10 protein-coding genes are annotated in these 15,841 nt (G+C 63.7%); 5 read left to right on the forward strand and 5 right to left on the reverse strand.

What is annotated here, in order from left to right; genetic code table 11:
* Positions 1-209 precede the first annotated feature (209 nt).
* The 3 genes from ACMGFG_RS12400 to ACMGFG_RS12410 all read left to right on the forward strand — a co-directional run bounded on the left by ACMGFG_RS12400 (position 210) and on the right by ACMGFG_RS12410 (position 4,174).
* Positions 210-2,783, forward strand: coding sequence for an efflux RND transporter permease subunit (locus tag ACMGFG_RS12400; RefSeq protein ID WP_436930642.1), 2,574 nt, complete (start codon positions 210-212; stop codon positions 2,781-2,783).
* 420 nt (positions 2,784-3,203) lie between these two features.
* Positions 3,204-3,542 carry a DUF8011 family protein gene (locus ACMGFG_RS12405; RefSeq protein WP_436930643.1) on the forward strand — a complete coding sequence of 113 codons (339 nt, stop codon included), beginning with the start codon at positions 3,204-3,206 and terminating at the stop codon, positions 3,540-3,542.
* A 47-nt stretch (positions 3,543-3,589) separates the two neighbouring features.
* Positions 3,590-4,174 carry a response regulator gene (locus ACMGFG_RS12410; RefSeq protein ID WP_436930644.1) on the forward strand — a complete coding sequence of 195 codons (585 nt, stop codon included), beginning with the start codon at positions 3,590-3,592 and terminating at the stop codon, positions 4,172-4,174.
* 2 nt (positions 4,175-4,176) lie between these two features.
* On the opposite strand, the gene ACMGFG_RS12415 is transcribed toward ACMGFG_RS12410, so the two are convergent.
* The 3 genes from ACMGFG_RS12415 to ACMGFG_RS12425 form a co-directional block, all read right to left on the reverse strand.
* Positions 4,177-5,775, reverse strand: coding sequence for a bacterio-opsin activator domain-containing protein (locus ACMGFG_RS12415; RefSeq protein WP_436930645.1), 1,599 nt, complete (start codon positions 5,773-5,775; stop codon positions 4,177-4,179).
* Positions 5,776-5,804: 29 nt separating this feature from the next.
* Complete coding sequence (locus ACMGFG_RS12420) at positions 5,805-6,887, reverse strand: sensor histidine kinase (protein WP_436930646.1); 1,083 nt, start codon at positions 6,885-6,887, stop codon at positions 5,805-5,807.
* Between the two features lie 538 nt (positions 6,888-7,425).
* Positions 7,426-9,771, reverse strand: coding sequence for a PAS domain S-box protein (locus tag ACMGFG_RS12425; RefSeq protein WP_436930647.1), 2,346 nt, complete (start codon positions 9,769-9,771; stop codon positions 7,426-7,428).
* Positions 9,772-10,944: 1,173 nt separating this feature from the next.
* On the opposite strand from ACMGFG_RS12425, the gene ACMGFG_RS12430 reads away from it, so the two are divergent.
* Positions 10,945-12,312, forward strand: coding sequence for a glycosyltransferase family 2 protein (locus ACMGFG_RS12430; RefSeq protein ID WP_436930648.1), 1,368 nt, complete (start codon positions 10,945-10,947; stop codon positions 12,310-12,312).
* Positions 12,313-12,600: 288 nt separating this feature from the next.
* Entirely contained in the window at positions 12,601-14,031 is a 1,431-nt protein-coding gene (locus tag ACMGFG_RS12435) for a sensor histidine kinase (protein ID WP_436930649.1), read from the forward strand.
* Positions 14,032-14,245: 214 nt separating this feature from the next.
* Here ACMGFG_RS12435 and ACMGFG_RS12440 read toward each other — a convergent pair whose 3' ends face one another.
* Both ACMGFG_RS12440 and ACMGFG_RS12445 read right to left on the reverse strand, forming a co-directional pair.
* The gene (locus tag ACMGFG_RS12440) at positions 14,246-14,593 is read right to left on the reverse strand and encodes a hypothetical protein (RefSeq protein WP_436930650.1); all 348 of its coding nucleotides are present in this window, start codon (positions 14,591-14,593) and stop codon (positions 14,246-14,248) included.
* Positions 14,594-15,002: 409 nt separating this feature from the next.
* Positions 15,003-15,716, reverse strand: a complete 714-nt coding sequence (locus ACMGFG_RS12445; RefSeq protein WP_436930651.1) for a sensor domain-containing protein — start codon at positions 15,714-15,716, stop codon at positions 15,003-15,005.
* Positions 15,717-15,841 lie beyond the last annotated feature (125 nt).

Raw genomic sequence — 15,841 nt, forward strand, 5'->3', positions numbered from 1 at the left:
TCGCTTGCGACCTGCTTTCATTATTGGCCTCCGGTCCGATGACGCTGGCTGTCGAGAATAGAAGTAAATATAGTAGATATCTACAAACACTTAATATCTCCGGGAGAGTGGGGATTGGATAATAAGGGTTCACAGATGGATGGAACCAAGCTCAGAGAGCGGTCCCCCACCGGGCGAGTGCCATCTCGTGAGAGAAGTGAGAGCTGAACATGGCCGGAACGCGTTCGCGCTGGTACGCAGAACGGATTGTGACACACAGCAAACTCGTCATCATTACGATGGTGGCACTCACAGCGGTCGTCGCGGCGGGAACTGCGCTTGGGGGGGCGGGCGAGCAGGATATCGGCGGGTTCGGAGTCGATTCCGAGGAGACCGACGCACAGGATTTTGTGCGCGAAAACTACGGGGGTGACGAAGGCGTCGCTGCCCAACTGGTCGTCCGCAACAAGAGCGGCGACGTGCTGACCCGGGATTCACTGCTCGAGGGTCTGTATCTCCAGCAGGAGATACGCGAAAACGGGACGCTGAACGCGACGCTGGCAGCGCCGGGATTCATCGGCATCGAGAATATCGTTGCGACGGCAGCCGTTGCCGAGGACACACGACAGCCACCGACTAGCCAGCCGTCGCTGTCGGCGCAAATCGACGCGCTCGAATCACGGGACGATGCGGCGGTCGAACAGCTACTCGCCGAGCTTCTCGACCCGGAGAGCAACGCGCTTGGCCAGCAGGACCCCTACAACTTCCTCCCCCGAAGCTACGATCCGGGGTCGACGACTGCCTCGGCACGGTTAACCCTCGTAGCACAGGCTGACAACAGCGGGGAAGACGAGAACCCGCAGGCCGCGTACGACGCACAGGTGGCCATCGATCGGCTGGCACAGGACCGGTTCGACGACGCATTCGTGTTCGGACAGGGGATTCAGGACGACGCTTCCTCACGAGCGACCGGCGACAGTTTTGCCATCATCACGCCCTTTGCACTCGTACTCATCGTGCTCGTTCTCGGTATCACGTATCGAGACTTGCTCGATATCCTGCTCGCATTCGTGGGTATCGGTATCGTGCTGGCGTGGCTCGCCGGTCTCATGGGGTGGCTCGCTATCCCGATGAACGTCATCCTCATCGCCGTACCCTTCCTGCTCATTGGCCTGAGTATCGACTACGCGCTCCACGTCGTGATGCGATATCGTGAGGCCCGCGAAGGGGCACTCGACGGGGACAGTGAGGAGACGCCTGACCGCTCTATCCGCACCGCGATGACCCTGGGGGTCGGGAGCGTCGTGCTGGCACTGGTCGCTGCGACCGTCTCGACGGCCGTCGGGTTCCTCTCGAACGTCGTCAGTCCGCTCCCGGCGATCCAGGACTTCGCAGTCCTCAGTGCCGGTGGCATCCTCGCCACGTTCCTCGCCTTCGGCGTCTTCCTCCCGGCGCTGAAAATCGAGGTCGACGGGTTCGTCGAGAACAGGCTGGGTCGAAGCCGACGGAAACCCGCTTTCGGTGTCGAAACCGGGCGGGCAAACGCGGCACTGGAACGCCTCGCCGCATTCACGACCCGCGCGCCGGTCGCTATCGTTGTTGTCGCGCTCCTCCTGGCCTCGGCGGGTGCCTACGGCGCGACGGGCATCGACACGGAGTTCAATCAGGCCGATTTCCTCCCGCAGGACGCGCCCGACTGGACTGAATACCTGCCGGGTGGGCTGGCTCCGGATACCTACACTATCGCCGAGGATTTTGACTATCTCAGCAACAACTTTCAGCTTCGGGGAGAGGGCGGTCAGTCCCAGATACTGATACGCGGCACTGTTTCCGACCCCATAGTCCTGCAGGCACTTGATGACGCGGGAGAGGGTGTCCAATCGAGCAGTTCCGTCCAACTTCGCCCCGACGGACGAGCGGCGGTCGACGGGCCACACACGGTGATTCGGGACGTTGCGGCCGACAACGAGACCTTTGCCACGCTGGTCGCAAGCCACGACACGGACGGTGACGGGCTGCCCGATTCGAACGTCTCGTCAGTGTACAGCGCGCTGTTTGCGACCGACCAGCAGGCCGCCAGCCAGGTGCTCAGTCGCGCCGACAACGGCACCGTCACCTCCGCACGACTCCTCATCTCGGTCCGGAGTAGCGAATCGGCACAGACCATCGCAACCGATACCCGCGCGTACGCCGACCGAATCGAAGCCGACGCGACCGGTATCAGCGCGGTTGCGACCGGCGGGACGGTCACGACTGCCGTCATCCAGGACGCCCTGCTTGAGACGCTGGTCGAGGCCTTCGCCGTGACGCTCGTCGTCATCCTCCTCTTTCTGACGGGACTGTTCTGGGCACGCTACCGGTCGTTATCGCTGGGCGCGGTGGTCCTCCTCCCGGTCGTGGTCTCACTGGCGTGGTTGCTGGGCGCGATGTCGCTGTTCGGTATCGCTTTCAACAGCGAAACGGCCGTCATCACCAGCCTCGCCATCGGGCTGGGCGTCGACTACAGCATCCACGCTGGCGAGCGCTTCGTCGACGAGCGCGAGAAACGCGACCGGCTCACGACGGCAGTCCGGCGGATGATTACCGGCACCGGTGGGACCTTGCTTGCCAGTGCCGCCACGACCGCTGCCGCCTTCGGCGTTCTCGCCTTTGCGCTCTCGCCCCCGCTGCAACGCTTTGGCATTGTCACAGGCATGGCGATTCTGTTCGCCTTCGTCGCCGTCGTGGTCATGCTCCCCGGACTGCTCGTCCTCCGGGAGCGAGCGCTCTCGCGGTGGGATGTGCGAGACTATAGTAGCTCTTGAAAGCGTCTGTACACTCGATCGCACGTAATCATGCGATCAGATGTGCGATGTCTTTCAAGAGCTACTATAGCTTTCCGTCATCGACAGTCTTCTGGCTTCGAAGGTCTGCTACGGCCATTTCATAATTGACCTCCTCCTCCGCCTGAAGGCGGAGGAATCCGGCCATCGGATTCGGGCGGTTGACATCCTTCGGTTCCAACCCGCACTCGGAGGGAACCGGCGACACACCGGGGGAACTCTCGTTTGTCTCCCTCGTAGGGCTGTGGCCCGGTCAATGAGGCCCCATCGGAGTCCGTGTCATCGCCGTGCGAACCACCGCCGGTTCGCCACCCCTTGTGGTTCGGGGACGGCATCTCACCGACTCCGTAGCATCCGTGTTGACAGGGGCCACGGGCTTAACTCCATCGACAAACGGGCCGAGTGTCGCTCGACCTCCGCCTAAAGGCGGAGGTATGCGCTTGCATCTCTATCACGGCTAACCTGTTCCGGGAACCGGCCGGCGGTCGATGGGCGCTGGTGGCCACGGCGTCTGGCCTGCTGATGGTCGGACTCGTGACCGGGAGTGTCGTGTTTTCGGGCTCGTGGCTCGACCCGCGGTTCGCACTCCTCGGTGGCGGTTTCGTCGCGATGGGCACGGCCGAGAGGCTGCCGACGCCTCGTCTCTGGTCGGCCGGAATACTGCGAATCTGTGCTATCTGCCTGTTTTTCACGTTCAGTGGAATCTCAATCGTCACTGGGCTCTTGGACGCGGCGGGATAGCGATCGACCGGGATATTAGTAGGTGCGCGCCACAATGTTTAGACGACATGAGCGATGGGATGCGTGTGTCGGAACCGCGTGTTCTGATGGTCGACGACGAGAAGACGGTCGCGGACGCGTACGCACTGCGCCTCGAAGATGTCGCGGAGGTGACCGTCGCGTACAGCGGCGAGGCGGCACTGGACACCGTCGGCGACGGGCGCGTCCCCGACGTGGTCCTCCTCGACCGGCACATGCCGGGGATGTCCGGCGACGAAGTGCTAGAGCGCATCCGGGAGCGCGAACTCGAAACACGGGTGATCATGGTGACGGCCATCGACCCCGACCTGGACGTCCTCGACATGCCCTTTGACGACTACCTCTCGAAGCCGGTCGACCGGACGGACGTTATCGCCGCCGTCGATCAGCAGTGTCAGGTGCTCGCGTATGAACTGCTGGGCGAGTACTTTCGCATCGAGTCGACCCGGGCGGTCGTCACCGCGCAGTTGCCAGCGGAGGACGTCGAAGACGATGGGAAACTTGCCGACATCGAAGCCCGTCTCTCGGTCGTCGAGGAACGGGTCCGGTCGCTCCTGCCCGAGGCGGAGGAGATGCTGTCGTCGTTCGACGGGATCGACCGCAACGAGTACTGACCTCAGCCGTCTGTGGGAGGCGATTCACGGTCGGTTTCGAAGTACGCGCTGACGAGTTCCTGTTCGGCCCGTCGGAGGTGATACAACAACGTCGAACCGGCGATATCGAGCGTCTCCGCCACCTCTTCGGACGTGCTCCCGCGCGGCGAGGCGAAGTACCCTGACAGGTGTGCGGTCCGCAACACCGTCCGTTGCCTGTCGGTCAGACGTTCGTCGAGGTCGCTCCGGAACGCCTCGGAGGAGTCGGACGTCCGCGACGTCTCCGCTTTGGACACGAGGTCCGTCTCCGCGGCCGTCGCGTCGACGGCCTCGACCAGTCGCCGAACGTCCCCGTCGGGCGGTGCCTCGGCGACGAGTCGACCGGAGTCGGCGGTATACTCGGCACTTATCACGGTTGCTCCCCAGGCGACGAGCGTGGTGACCGGCGTCTCGCCGTCGAGCGTGGCCTGTAACTGCGGACTCCCCTCGTCCTCGATCCGGCGTACGTCGGTCACTGCCTCGTCGTCGGCCAGCACGTCTTCGAGTTCCGAAACCGTACCATCGGACCCCCCTGAAGTCGCGCCAGTATCGTCACCCGCCAGCCCAGTGTCGAGATAGCAGACGACGGCGCCGTCACCGCGGGGGACAGCGCCGTCCAGTGCAATCGGGCATCCGGCCTCGCGGGCCGCCCGGACTAGCGGCACGGACTCGTCGCCGACGTCGATGGTCACTTCGGTGAGGGTGTCGGCGACCAGGAGGTCCTCCTGTCGGAGCGCCCGTATCGCGAAGCCAGCGACGCGACCGAGCGTCTCCAGTCCGGCACGTTCCCCGTCGCTGAACCCGTCTTCGCGCCCCGAGTACACCGAGACCACGCCGTAGGTCGTGCCCCGGTAGGCGAGCGGGACCGCGAGACACGACTGGAGGCCGTGGCCGAACGCTGCCCGCCGGACGCCGCGCGGGGCAGTCTCGTCCTCGGCGATCGTCGCGACGACCTGCGTCTCTCCGGTTTCGAGCGCTGTCTGTTCGGGGAGTGTCCCCTCCGCTTCGAGCGCATCGCCGATCTGGGTTCGCAGATCCGGTGCGTCGCCGGCGGCGGCGAGCGTCCGGAGGTTGTCGTCCGGGAAATCCCGTTCGCCGACCCACGCGAACCGGTAGCGGTCGGTCCCGCCCAGTCGCTCGCAGACGGTCTGGCCCACTGCCGTCCGGTCGGACGCGTCGATGACCCGCCGCAACACCGCCGCGACCAGTCCGTTTATGTCCTGTACCCGTTCGAGTCGCCGTTCCAGCCGTTCGACGCGCTCCGCGTCCTCTCTTCGCTCGGTCCGGTCGCGGATGTACACGAGGGCGGTCTCGCCGACGCGAACGTCGACACTCAGCCAGCGGTCGATCCGGGGGTAGTATTCCTCGAAGGAGCGGGCGGTCACGGAATCCCCGGCGAACGCCGCCCGGAGCGTACCGGCGGCCGACTTCGGAAATTCATCTCGGATATCGGTTCCGCGAAGCGACTCCGGCGTCGTTTCGAGCGTCGTCGCCGCGGCCTCGTTTGCGTCGACGACGCGTCCGTCGGTGCTCGTCTCGATGACCCCTATCGGGGCCGCTTGCAGTCGGTCATCCAGTGTCATTGTCTGGTCCGTGTGCACTCGACACGCGGTCAGTCGCCGTCCGAGGACGGCTGAAACTCGAATCTCGCGCCGCCGGCCGACCCGGTCGCAAGCGAGACCGTCCAGTCGTGTGCCTCGGCGATGCGCTCAACGATCGTCAGTCCGAGCCCGGTCCCGTTGTTCGTCCCACTCGCGGAGTAGCCCGGTTCGAACACGCGCTCGCGTTCGTCCGTCGGGATCCCCACGCCGTCGTCGGCCACGAAGAACCCGCCGTCCGTTCGACCGACAGTGACCTCCACGCCGCGAGAGGCGGACGACTCGTCGCGACCGCCCACACCGGTCGTATTCTCCTCTTCCGGGTCCTGGGCGTGCTCGACGGCGTTTCTGAACAGATTCTCGAACAGCCGTTGCAGGCGGTCGGGGTCGGCGTCGGTCTCCGGCAGGTCGTCGCCGACCGCGAGCGACGCCGGCCCAGTCTCGACGGTCGCCCACGCGTCTCGTGCCACTGCCTCGACGTCTACCTCGGGGGTGACGTTGAGCACGTGTTTGCCGCGGGCCAGCGTCAGTACGTCCCGGACGATCCGTTCCATCCGATCGTGGGCCTGGTCGACCTGGTCGAAGTGCTCCTCGTCGCCCGAGTTCCGGGCAGCACGGAGGTGAGCGTTGGCGACGTCGAGGGGATTCCGGAGGTCGTGGCTGATGATGCTCGCGATCCGGTCGACTTCCACGCCCGAGGATTCGGGAGACCCGGTAGCTGTCGCCACCAGATATCCCTCGGCACCCTCACCCTCACTGCCGGCCCCGTCCAGCGTTCTGAGGCGGTACTCTTCCGTGGTGGTCGTCCCGCCGTCGGTCCGCCCGACGGTGACTGCCGAGTCGAATGGGGCCTCGTCGTCGAGTGCCGAGCAGATCCTCTCGACCGTCTTGTCGTCGGCGTCCGTCTCCGTCAGAAGCCAGTCGCGGACGGGCGTCCCGGTCGAGACGCCGGCGAACGCCCGCTCGAACGCGTCGTTCCATTGGGTGATGACTGGGCGCTCCTCGCGGTGTTCGTATCCGAAGACCGGGTCCGGGAACGCGTCGATCGAGACCGTGGCCGGACCGTCCTGGCCGGACGCTTCCGGGTCACTGCCCATCGAGATCACCGGCCCTCCATCTGGGGAGCCAACATGTAATCCGTCGGTGCCGCCGACCGTGACCGGTCCGCCGGCACATGGGTCGGCGTATCGTCGTCGCTGTCATATACACTACGTTGGCACCCTTGATCCATAGCCGGACACTCTAGAAGTACCGAAAACTGAGACAATAGGCGTTACGGACTGTTCGAGACGACCCGGTCCGGTGTCATAGTGATTACAGCGGTAGCAAGGCGAAAGCCCACCCCTTCACAGTAGTTGCTGATGTAGAGTTCTGACACCATTCTCTCGGTGATGTTCCCCCGATCTGCTCGTTGCACCAGTTCGTTGATTTATATGTGGTTTCATATGTGGGTGCGAATATACTCTTCTATTCAGAGTCATAACTTTGAAACAAATGGTGATCGCTACTTCAGCAACTACTGTTTAGGGGTGGGAGGAGGTCAATGCGATTCTGTACCGACGTGACAATCCGTCTCCGCGATGAGATCCGCTGGGCCGGGGGTGTCTGATACCCGTCCTGAAAACGGTCGCAGTATCAGTCGGGGCGACCCGACTCGCGTCGACCGGGTACCGTGATACGGACGGTCGTCCCCGCTTCAGTCTCGAACGACAGCGCTCCGTTGAGGTTATCCACACACCACCGGAGTTGCCACAGGCCGAGGCCTCTCCCGTGCTGGAGACGTGTCTCGGTCTGTGCTTCGATCGGCATGAGTTCGTCCTCCGGAATACCGGGTCCGTCGTCGGCAACCGTGATAACGCATTCGTCGGGCCGGTCCTCGACCGCAACAGCCACGGTCGACGCTGCGTGCTCGAACGCGTTCTCTAGCGCGCTCTCGACCGCCATCCGTACCGTTTCTTCGTCGGTCCGCAGGCGCGTCTCTTCCGGAAGTTCGGTCGTCACCGACACGTCGCTCCCCGTTGGTTCTACCGTCTCGACGGTCTCGCGCAGCGTCTGGGTGACGTCGACATCCGCCAGCGTATTGTCCTTTGACAGGATCCGGTCGATGTCCCGCGCGCGTCGACCGATCCCGGCCAGTTCGTCGACAGCAGCGACGATCCGTTCTGCGTGGTCGTCGGTCGTCGTGTCTGCCAACTCTTCGGCGTGGCTCTGGATTACGTCGAGTTGGTTGCGGAGGTTGTGGCGCAGAATCCGGTTGAACACCTTCAGGCGCTGTTCGCGGCGCTTGCGGTCGGTGATATCTCGGTGGATCGCGATGGTTCGCTGCTCACCGCCGATGACGGCCGGTGCGACCTTGACTCCGAGCCAGATGCGTTCGCCGGATCGGGTTTCGTTCTTCCATTCGAACGTCTCCGGCTGGCCGCTCTCCGCCACGCGCTGGTTGATCTCGCGGCCCCGCTGTTCGGTGTATCCCTCTCCGGTGACGCTGAGGCCGGAGACGCCCTGCTCGCGAACCTCGTCGATATCTTCGTAGCCAAACATGTCCAGAAACGCCTCGTTGGCGTCGAGAATCTCGACTGTGTCCGGGTCCAATACGACAATTGCGTCCTGGACACCGTTGAAGATCTGTTCGAACTCCCGTTGACGGCGCTTCCGTTCTGTAACGTCCCGTTGCATGGCGAGTACCCGTTTTTCACCGGCAATCTCCGCAGGTGCCACTGTCGATTCGAACCACCGCTGCTCGCCATCTATCGTTTCGATTTGCCACTCGACGGTTCTCGGCTCCTCGCTTACCGCGACATCGTTGATCAGGGCTCGTGCCCGCTCCTCGGTATACCCCTCTTCAGTAGCGCTGAGCCCCCCGATCCCGAGCTCCCGAACCGTTTCGACATCGTCGTGCCCGAAGATATCGAGGTACGTTTCGTTGGCGTCGAGTATCTCACCGGTATCGGGGTCGTGGATCGTGATCCCATCGTTGACTCCGTTGAAAATCTGCTCGAACTCCTGCTCGCGGCGCTTGCGTTCGGTCACGTCCCGCTGGATGGTCAACACCCGGTCCTCGCCCCGGATGACTGCCGACGACAGCGTAATGTCCAGGTACCGCCGGTCACCGCTCGCCGTCTCGGCTTCCCACTCGACCGTCATCGGATCGCCGGTCTCGCTCACCTCCCGAATGAGTTCCGCGCCACGCTCCCCGGTGTACTCCTCGCCTGCACTCAGCCCCTCGATTCCCAGCCCCCTGATCGTCTCCAGGTCGTCGTACCCGATCATGTCGTGGTACGGCTCGTTGACATCCATGATCTCGCCACTGTCGGGGTCGAACACCGCTATCGGGTCGTTGACCCCGTCGAAGATCTGCTCGTACTCCTGCTCGCGGCGCTTGCGCTCGGTGATGTCCTGGACGCTCGCGAGGACTCGTTCCGCGTCGCCCAGTTCGATCACCGTCAGGTCCACCTCGACGGGAAAGGTTTCGCCGTCCCGGTGCTGGTTGCGCCACTCGAAGCGCTGTGGTCCCTCCGTGCGCGCCCGCTGGATCATCTCTTTGGCCGCTTCGGGTCCGTAGCCGTCCGCATCCGTCAGCACCATACCGATCGACTCGCCGAGCAGTTCCGACCGCTCGTAGCCGTTCATCTCACAGAACCGCTCGTTCACGTCGACGATCACGCCGGTCTCCGGGTCGTGGACGACCAGCCCCTCCGAAATCTTCTCGAACAGCGCCTCGTAGGCCTGCTGGTAGGTGGTTTCACCCGCTGCTGTTGGCCGGGTGCCCCGCGAGGAGTCGGCGGCGACCAGTCGCTCGATGGCGAGTTGGTACTGCGTGCGCGCTGTCGTCCGTGGAAAGACGTCGGTCGCTCCCGCCTCGAGAGCGCGGGTGACAGTGTCGTCGGTCCCGGACGACTCGCTCAGGACGACGACCGGAAGCGCCGCCCTCTCGGTGAGGTGCTCGACGACAGTTGTCGGCTCGGCTACCTCGCCGTCCACGATAGCGCCATCGAACTCGCCGGTGTCGCGTCCTGTCAGACCATCGGTCCCTGGTTCGACGCGTTCTGCGCTCGCCGCCACCCCCGCTCTCTCGATCGCGTCGACGACCGCTCTCCCGAACGACTGGTCCCCTGTTGCCACCAGTAGCTCAGGCTCAGAACCCTCACGGTCCCCGTTCATGCGAACAGTTCACACTTGTCGCGAACGCAATTAATACCACTGCACAGAACGCTCCCAACCGGGTCCCCCGGCAGTGGCTACCCCATCTGATTTATAAATCAGACGGTTCGACCGTGTTTCGACGAGCGTACCAGTCGATTCCGGAGAACGGGACTCCCGTTTGACCCGGCGAATCTACTGTTCGGTTCGCGATACGGTCCGACTCTGGCTGCTGAATACGGAGGTGTTGTCAGCACGAGGACGTAGTTGCTACGTCCGTCCTTGAGTTCGAAAAGCGGTGATTCACTCGTCTCACCGGTTTTGCTGACGGGATACCCTGAGGGGGATCCGACTTCTGATTACGGTACGATTTGACGGTGAGTTGTAACGAACCCGTCGTGGGTGCTCCGTCTCTTCGTCCCTTCAGTATTAGACGGACGTTCCCCGGACGGTGACGGCTGCTAGCGACTGTAGATACGCTGGATGCGCCCAACACGTAGAACGGGATGAACGGCCCCGGTGACGGCAGACGACCGGTTCAGGCGCGATCTCCAGGGGGCGGGAGTCCTGTCGCGGGGACAGAATGTGCGGCAGTGCAGAAACGACGCCTGGTGGTCCGGTGGGACACGAGTCGCAAGTGCGAACAGGAGAGAACGTGTGTCACAGGGGTCGGTCAGCATACGATACCTCGACTCGGTCGTCACGGTGCGACGAGACCGGGCCTGCGGGCCAGGTCAGTGCTTGAGCGCCCGGGCGGCGACGACAGCCACAGTCGCAACGGCCGCGACGACGGCGCCTGTTTTCAGTTTCGACATGCACTTGATGATACGGGTAAGCAGGTGACTAAAGGCGGTGCGGTGTTTCAGACCCGGAGACACCCACGCCCGAGCAGAATCACCTATCGGACCGGCGGACTGGACCCTGTCTCTGCATAGCTAGAGTGGCACTCGCGAGGGCTTCAGATTAGTAGCCTGTCGATACAGGGAGTCTCCGGAATACCGTACTGGTACGACGATGTCACAGTCAGGCCTCTTCCGGCGGTCCTCTGTCGAACGGACACTGAATCGTGCGACGACGACCTTCCGCAGACTGGTCCCGTCGACCGCCCGCGACGCGCTCGACGTCGGGGCGTTCGCATTGCTGGTCACGGCTGTCGTCACGGTCGGGTTCGTCCAGGGCGGGCTCTCGATGGTCGTCTCTCTCCCGGCGGTCCTGGGCGGGAGCAGTATCGTGGTCCTCCAGGCGGTTTTCGCCTGTCTGACTCTTTCGGGCCTGTTCGGTCTCTCCGGGCTCGTGTTGCTCGGACAGCTCGCGGTCGGCGAGGAAGACCGATTCCCGGTAAGAGGTGAGACGGTCACGGCCGTCGTCCCGGTCCACGAGGACACGGCAGTGCTCCACCGGAGCGTCGAGAGTCTGCTCGAGAGTCGGTACGAGGACCTCCGGGTCCTCGTCGTGGCGGAACCCGACGACGAACCCTCGATCGAACGCGCACGGGAGTACGCAGGTGACGAACGCGTCGACGTGCTCGTCAACACCCGATATCCGGGGAGCAAGGCCGGCGCGGTCAACTACGCCGCCGAGACGACCGACAGCGAGTATCTGGCGGTGTTCGACGCCGACGAGCGTGTCGACCCGCGGTTCGTCTCGACCGCGGTCGCGAAACTCGACGACTGCGACGTCGTTCAGGGGCGGACGGTTCCCGAATCGGACGGGATCGTCGAGACGGTCGCCTACTACGAGTCGGTCGTGCTCGGCGACCTCAGTCAGCGGCTTCTCACCGCAGTCACCGGCTTCACGATGGCCGCGAGTCGGACGATCGTCATGCGCCGCGACGCGTTCGAGGCCGTCGACGGCTACGACCCGGCGATGCTCACCGAGGACTACGCTTTCGCGTTCGACTGTTACGAGGCCGACCTCGACGTCGTCGAACAGTTCTCCTATGCCTCGACTATCGAGGCAGCACACACGATGGCCGACTGGTGGGGCCAGCGCAAGCGCTGGATGACGGGCTACGCGCAGGTGTTTCACTCGCTCCTCGGTGACTGCACGTCGCCGCGGTGCTATCGCGACCTGCTCTCGCCCGTCATCTGTGCCGGGTCGGTGCTGGGTAACCTGTTCATGCTGTCGCTGGTCTCGAAGATGGCCGTCCTCGTCGTCAACGGCGTTGCGGGCTGGGCGCTGCTGCCGGCGCTGACGCTCGTCGGGTCGGCCCTGTCGCTGCGCCTGTACGACAGTACCTCCGGTCGCCTCGACGGCCTCGGCGTCGGGTACGTCCTGATGCCGGCGGTGTTGCCGCTGTACAGCCTCGCTGGCATCAAGGCCGTCGTCGAGTACACCGTCAGCTGGGACGGCGAGTGGTATAGCGTCGCAAAGGGTCAGTGAGGACCAGACACGAGATGTCGTCGAGCGGAGACTGACGCCGACCCGTGCTGTGACATCCACAACAACTTTCAGGCCGACACACTCGTTCCCGGTACGGTGGTTCAGTTCGACGCTCTGACGCTTCTCAGGGTCGGTCCCCCAGCCGTGAGTGGCGTCGTCGCCGGGCTCGTGACAGTGACCGTCTTCCGACGCCTTCGTCGGGGAGGGGTTTACACGGGACTCGCACGGCCGTACGTCGTTCTCACCGGGACCTTCGCGGTTTTCAGTGTCGCGTACGCGGTCCTCGGGGTGGGGACATCCATCACCTCCCAGGCGAGCTGGATCAGCTACTTCCTGATCGTCGTGCCGTGGACGGTTTTCGCGACTCGATACATCGGGCTGGGACAGCAGGTCACCCGCCGGCGGATCCTCGCCGGAGCGACCGTCGTGGCGACGTCCGCGGGCCTGATTCTCGCGGCCCTGCTCCTGGAGGACGGCCCGGTGAGCGACGGGACGGTTCAGACTATACAGACCGTTCAATCGGTCTTCTCGCTCGGGCTCGTCACCTTCGTGTTCGCACTTGTAATCGCTGTCGTCGTCACCACCTACCGACACGACCGACTGTCGGTCGCCCAGGGCGTCACCGTCGTGTTGCCCATCGTTGCCCTGGTGTTCGCGTTCCAGACGACTCGTCCGTCGACGCCGCTGGTAAACGACGTGTTGATCGGTGGCGCGTTCCTCACCACCGCGGGGAGTCTCGCGCTGGGCGTGACGCGATACGACCTCGTGACGCGTCTCCCCGGGACGCGACGACTCGGCGAACGAGCGGCACTCACAGAAACCGACGAGGCGATCGTCGTCCTCGACGACGAAGGGCGAGTTGTCCGCTCGAACGATTCGGCCGTCGAGAGCTTCGACGACCCCCAGCAGTTGGACGACGTGACCGACCACTCGGTCGCCACGCTGACCGACCGCAAGACGATCACCTGCCGGACCACATCGGGACGTCGACAGTTCGAGCCGAGCGTCTCGCCGCTCGTCGACGAGTTCGGTGAGACGCTCGGCTACACCGTCACGCTCATCGACGTGACCGAGCGGGAGATACGCCGCCAGCGACTGGCAGTCCTTAACCGGATCCTGCGACACAACGTCCGCAACGAACTGGACGTGATCCGCGCACACGCAGAGGACGCCGACCTCACCGAGGCGATAGCGGGCGTCGACCGACTCGGAAGACTGAGCGAGGAGACGCGACAGGTCCAGCAACTGATGGGGCGGTCAGTCGCCGACCGGACGCCGACGGGGTTGCGCCCTCTGCTCGACGACGTCGTCGCCGACGCAACGGCGGAGACGAACGCCGACACGAGCATCACGGGCCCGGACGTGACCGTCAGCCTCGACCCGAAGTTGTGTCGGTACGCGCTCGGACACCTCGTCGAGAACGCAGTCGAGCACAACGATTCCCCGTCGCCCCGCGTCGTGGTGCGCTGTGAACGGGGCGAATCCGGACTCCGAATCGTCGTCGCCGACGACGGTCCGGGCATCCCCGACGACGAACGTTCGGTGATCGAGACGGGAGAAGAGGACCCGCTCGAACACGCCAGCAGCTTCGGCCTCTGGGGGGCGAACTGGGCTGTTCAGGCGATGGGCGGGTCGCTCTCGTTCGAGGACAGCGACCTCGGCGGCACGGCGGTCATGGTGGCCCTTCCCGACGTGATGATTCGTGACGCCGACGGATAGCCGTGATCGAGGACGTTACCCTGAGGGCCGGAAAGCCCAGGTACTAGGTACAATTACAGAGGCCAGTGCGAATAGAGTGTGTGGGGTCGTCAATCTCCGAGGCACTCGGCCCGCTCCGCCTGTAGACAATATGCCTGAATATGTATCAAGTGTACTGTTGGCAGCGCACTAGTAGGCTTTTTCAAATATTTGAACAGCATCAGGGCCGATAATATCAGTTCGCGACCTCGAGGAAGTCTTTCGGTGTCGTGCCAACACGGATGACGATGGGTTCGTACTCCTCGTTCGTATTGAATACGACACCGATCTTCTCTTCGTCCGTGTCGTCGATAGCCACTGTCTTACTTGCCTGCGAATTCTCTTCTATCGCCGTATTCGTGAGTTCGACGCTGACCGCATACTCGCCAGTGGCTCCGAACACGCCACCGCTATTCTGGTCTTGCTCGTACTCTAAGTCGAACGTCTTCTCAAGAGCGGTGTCTCCGGCGGGATCAACTACCTCGATCGAGCCCTTGATCTGTCGGTCTGCCATGTTGAACACGTTTACCTCTTCGAGTGCCACATCACTCGTGGCATCTCTAACTGGTTTCAATATAGTATTGCACCCAGCTACCGAGGTCAGAAGGACTGTTCCGCTCACCGCGAGGACCTGCCGTCGGGTTGTCGACACTCCGTTTGTGTGGTTGCGTAACCTCATGAATGCATCATATCTTGTTTCCGTCAATATATAACGAGACGCGGAGTGTCTCAGGTTGAGCAACACGTCACATGGTTCTCCGGTCGCCCTGATGACAGTGGCGTAGCCGGTATTTGGAGGTGCTGTCGTGTTCTGCATCCACTGGGACGCAACAGACGCACCCTACATCTCGCAAGTCTGTCTTGGCAAAAAATGTATATATAATGCGTGTACCGGTTTCTACGTCACGCTCGAACCTGAAACCGGTGTATCGTCGCGCTCAGTGCTCCCGCTCTCACTGCGTGGTCTGCCCGAGCAGTCGTTCGGTCAGCCCGCCGACCAGTCGGGCGGTCAGGTTGACTGCGTGCAGGCCGACGAGGCAGACGACGACCCCGAGCAGTGAGGCGGCCAGCGCCTCCGGGAACGTATCGATAGCGGCCCCACTCAGGGAGCTGGCATCGACGGTCAACGGCCCCACGTCCACGGCGCCGGACGCAGTCGTCAGCTGGTAGTCGACCCCGGGCAGCCAGTAGAGCGCCGGGGCGGCCACGAGCGCGAGTGCGAGCGTGAACACGACCGCGATGGCGGTGAACAGGTGGACACCGACGACGAACGACGCGAGGGCGTACGCGACCAGCAGGTAGTTACGCGGGTTCGTCACGACCGACTTCGCGTAGGCTCCCACGGACTGGTCACCGGGGTCGACGGGGTTGTAGGACACCGAACTGCCCCGCAGTCCGCGGAGGAGGTGGGCTTCGAGTACCCCGACGTACCCCGCGAGCGCGAGGACGCCGACCAGTATCGGGACGCCGACGACCAGCGGGACCAGCGAAAGTCCCAGGCTGAGGCCGGTGACGAAAGTCACGAAATAGGCGACCCCGAGCGGGAAGCGGGCGAGGAGATACGCCAGGTTGGCGTACGTTTCGCGTCGCAAACCGACGCCGAAGACGCGACTCGCGAGCGACCGGTCACCGTTCTCGGGCGATTCGTGCTGTACGGTTCGACCCATGGTCGTATCGTGGTAACTCGACTGAAAAACTCCCACCGGACGGGTGCTGGCCCTGTGAATCGACCCCCAGAATTAAATGGTCCGTCCAACCATGGCGAGCCGGTCCTCGACCGCCCGCACGCAAG

The organism is Halosimplex halobium (genome assembly GCF_051414055.1).
GTDB classification, from domain to species: domain Archaea; phylum Halobacteriota; class Halobacteria; order Halobacteriales; family Haloarculaceae; genus Halosimplex; species Halosimplex halobium.

Bases quoted from the DNA above. Each gene is read 5' to 3' on its own strand.
- ACMGFG_RS12400 (WP_436930642.1), top strand. From the start codon at position 210: ATGGCCGGAACGCGTTCGCGCTGGTACGCAGAACGGATTGTGACACAC.
- ACMGFG_RS12410 (WP_436930644.1), top strand. From the start codon at position 3,590: ATGAGCGATGGGATGCGTGTGTCGGAACCGCGTGTTCTGATGGTCGAC.
- ACMGFG_RS12415 (WP_436930645.1), bottom strand. From the start codon at position 5,775: ATGACACTGGATGACCGACTGCAAGCGGCCCCGATAGGGGTCATCGAG.
- ACMGFG_RS12420 (WP_436930646.1), bottom strand. From the start codon at position 6,887: ATGGGCAGTGACCCGGAAGCGTCCGGCCAGGACGGTCCGGCCACGGTC.
- ACMGFG_RS12430 (WP_436930648.1), top strand. From the start codon at position 10,945: ATGTCACAGTCAGGCCTCTTCCGGCGGTCCTCTGTCGAACGGACACTG.
- ACMGFG_RS12445 (WP_436930651.1), bottom strand. From the start codon at position 15,716: ATGGGTCGAACCGTACAGCACGAATCGCCCGAGAACGGTGACCGGTCG.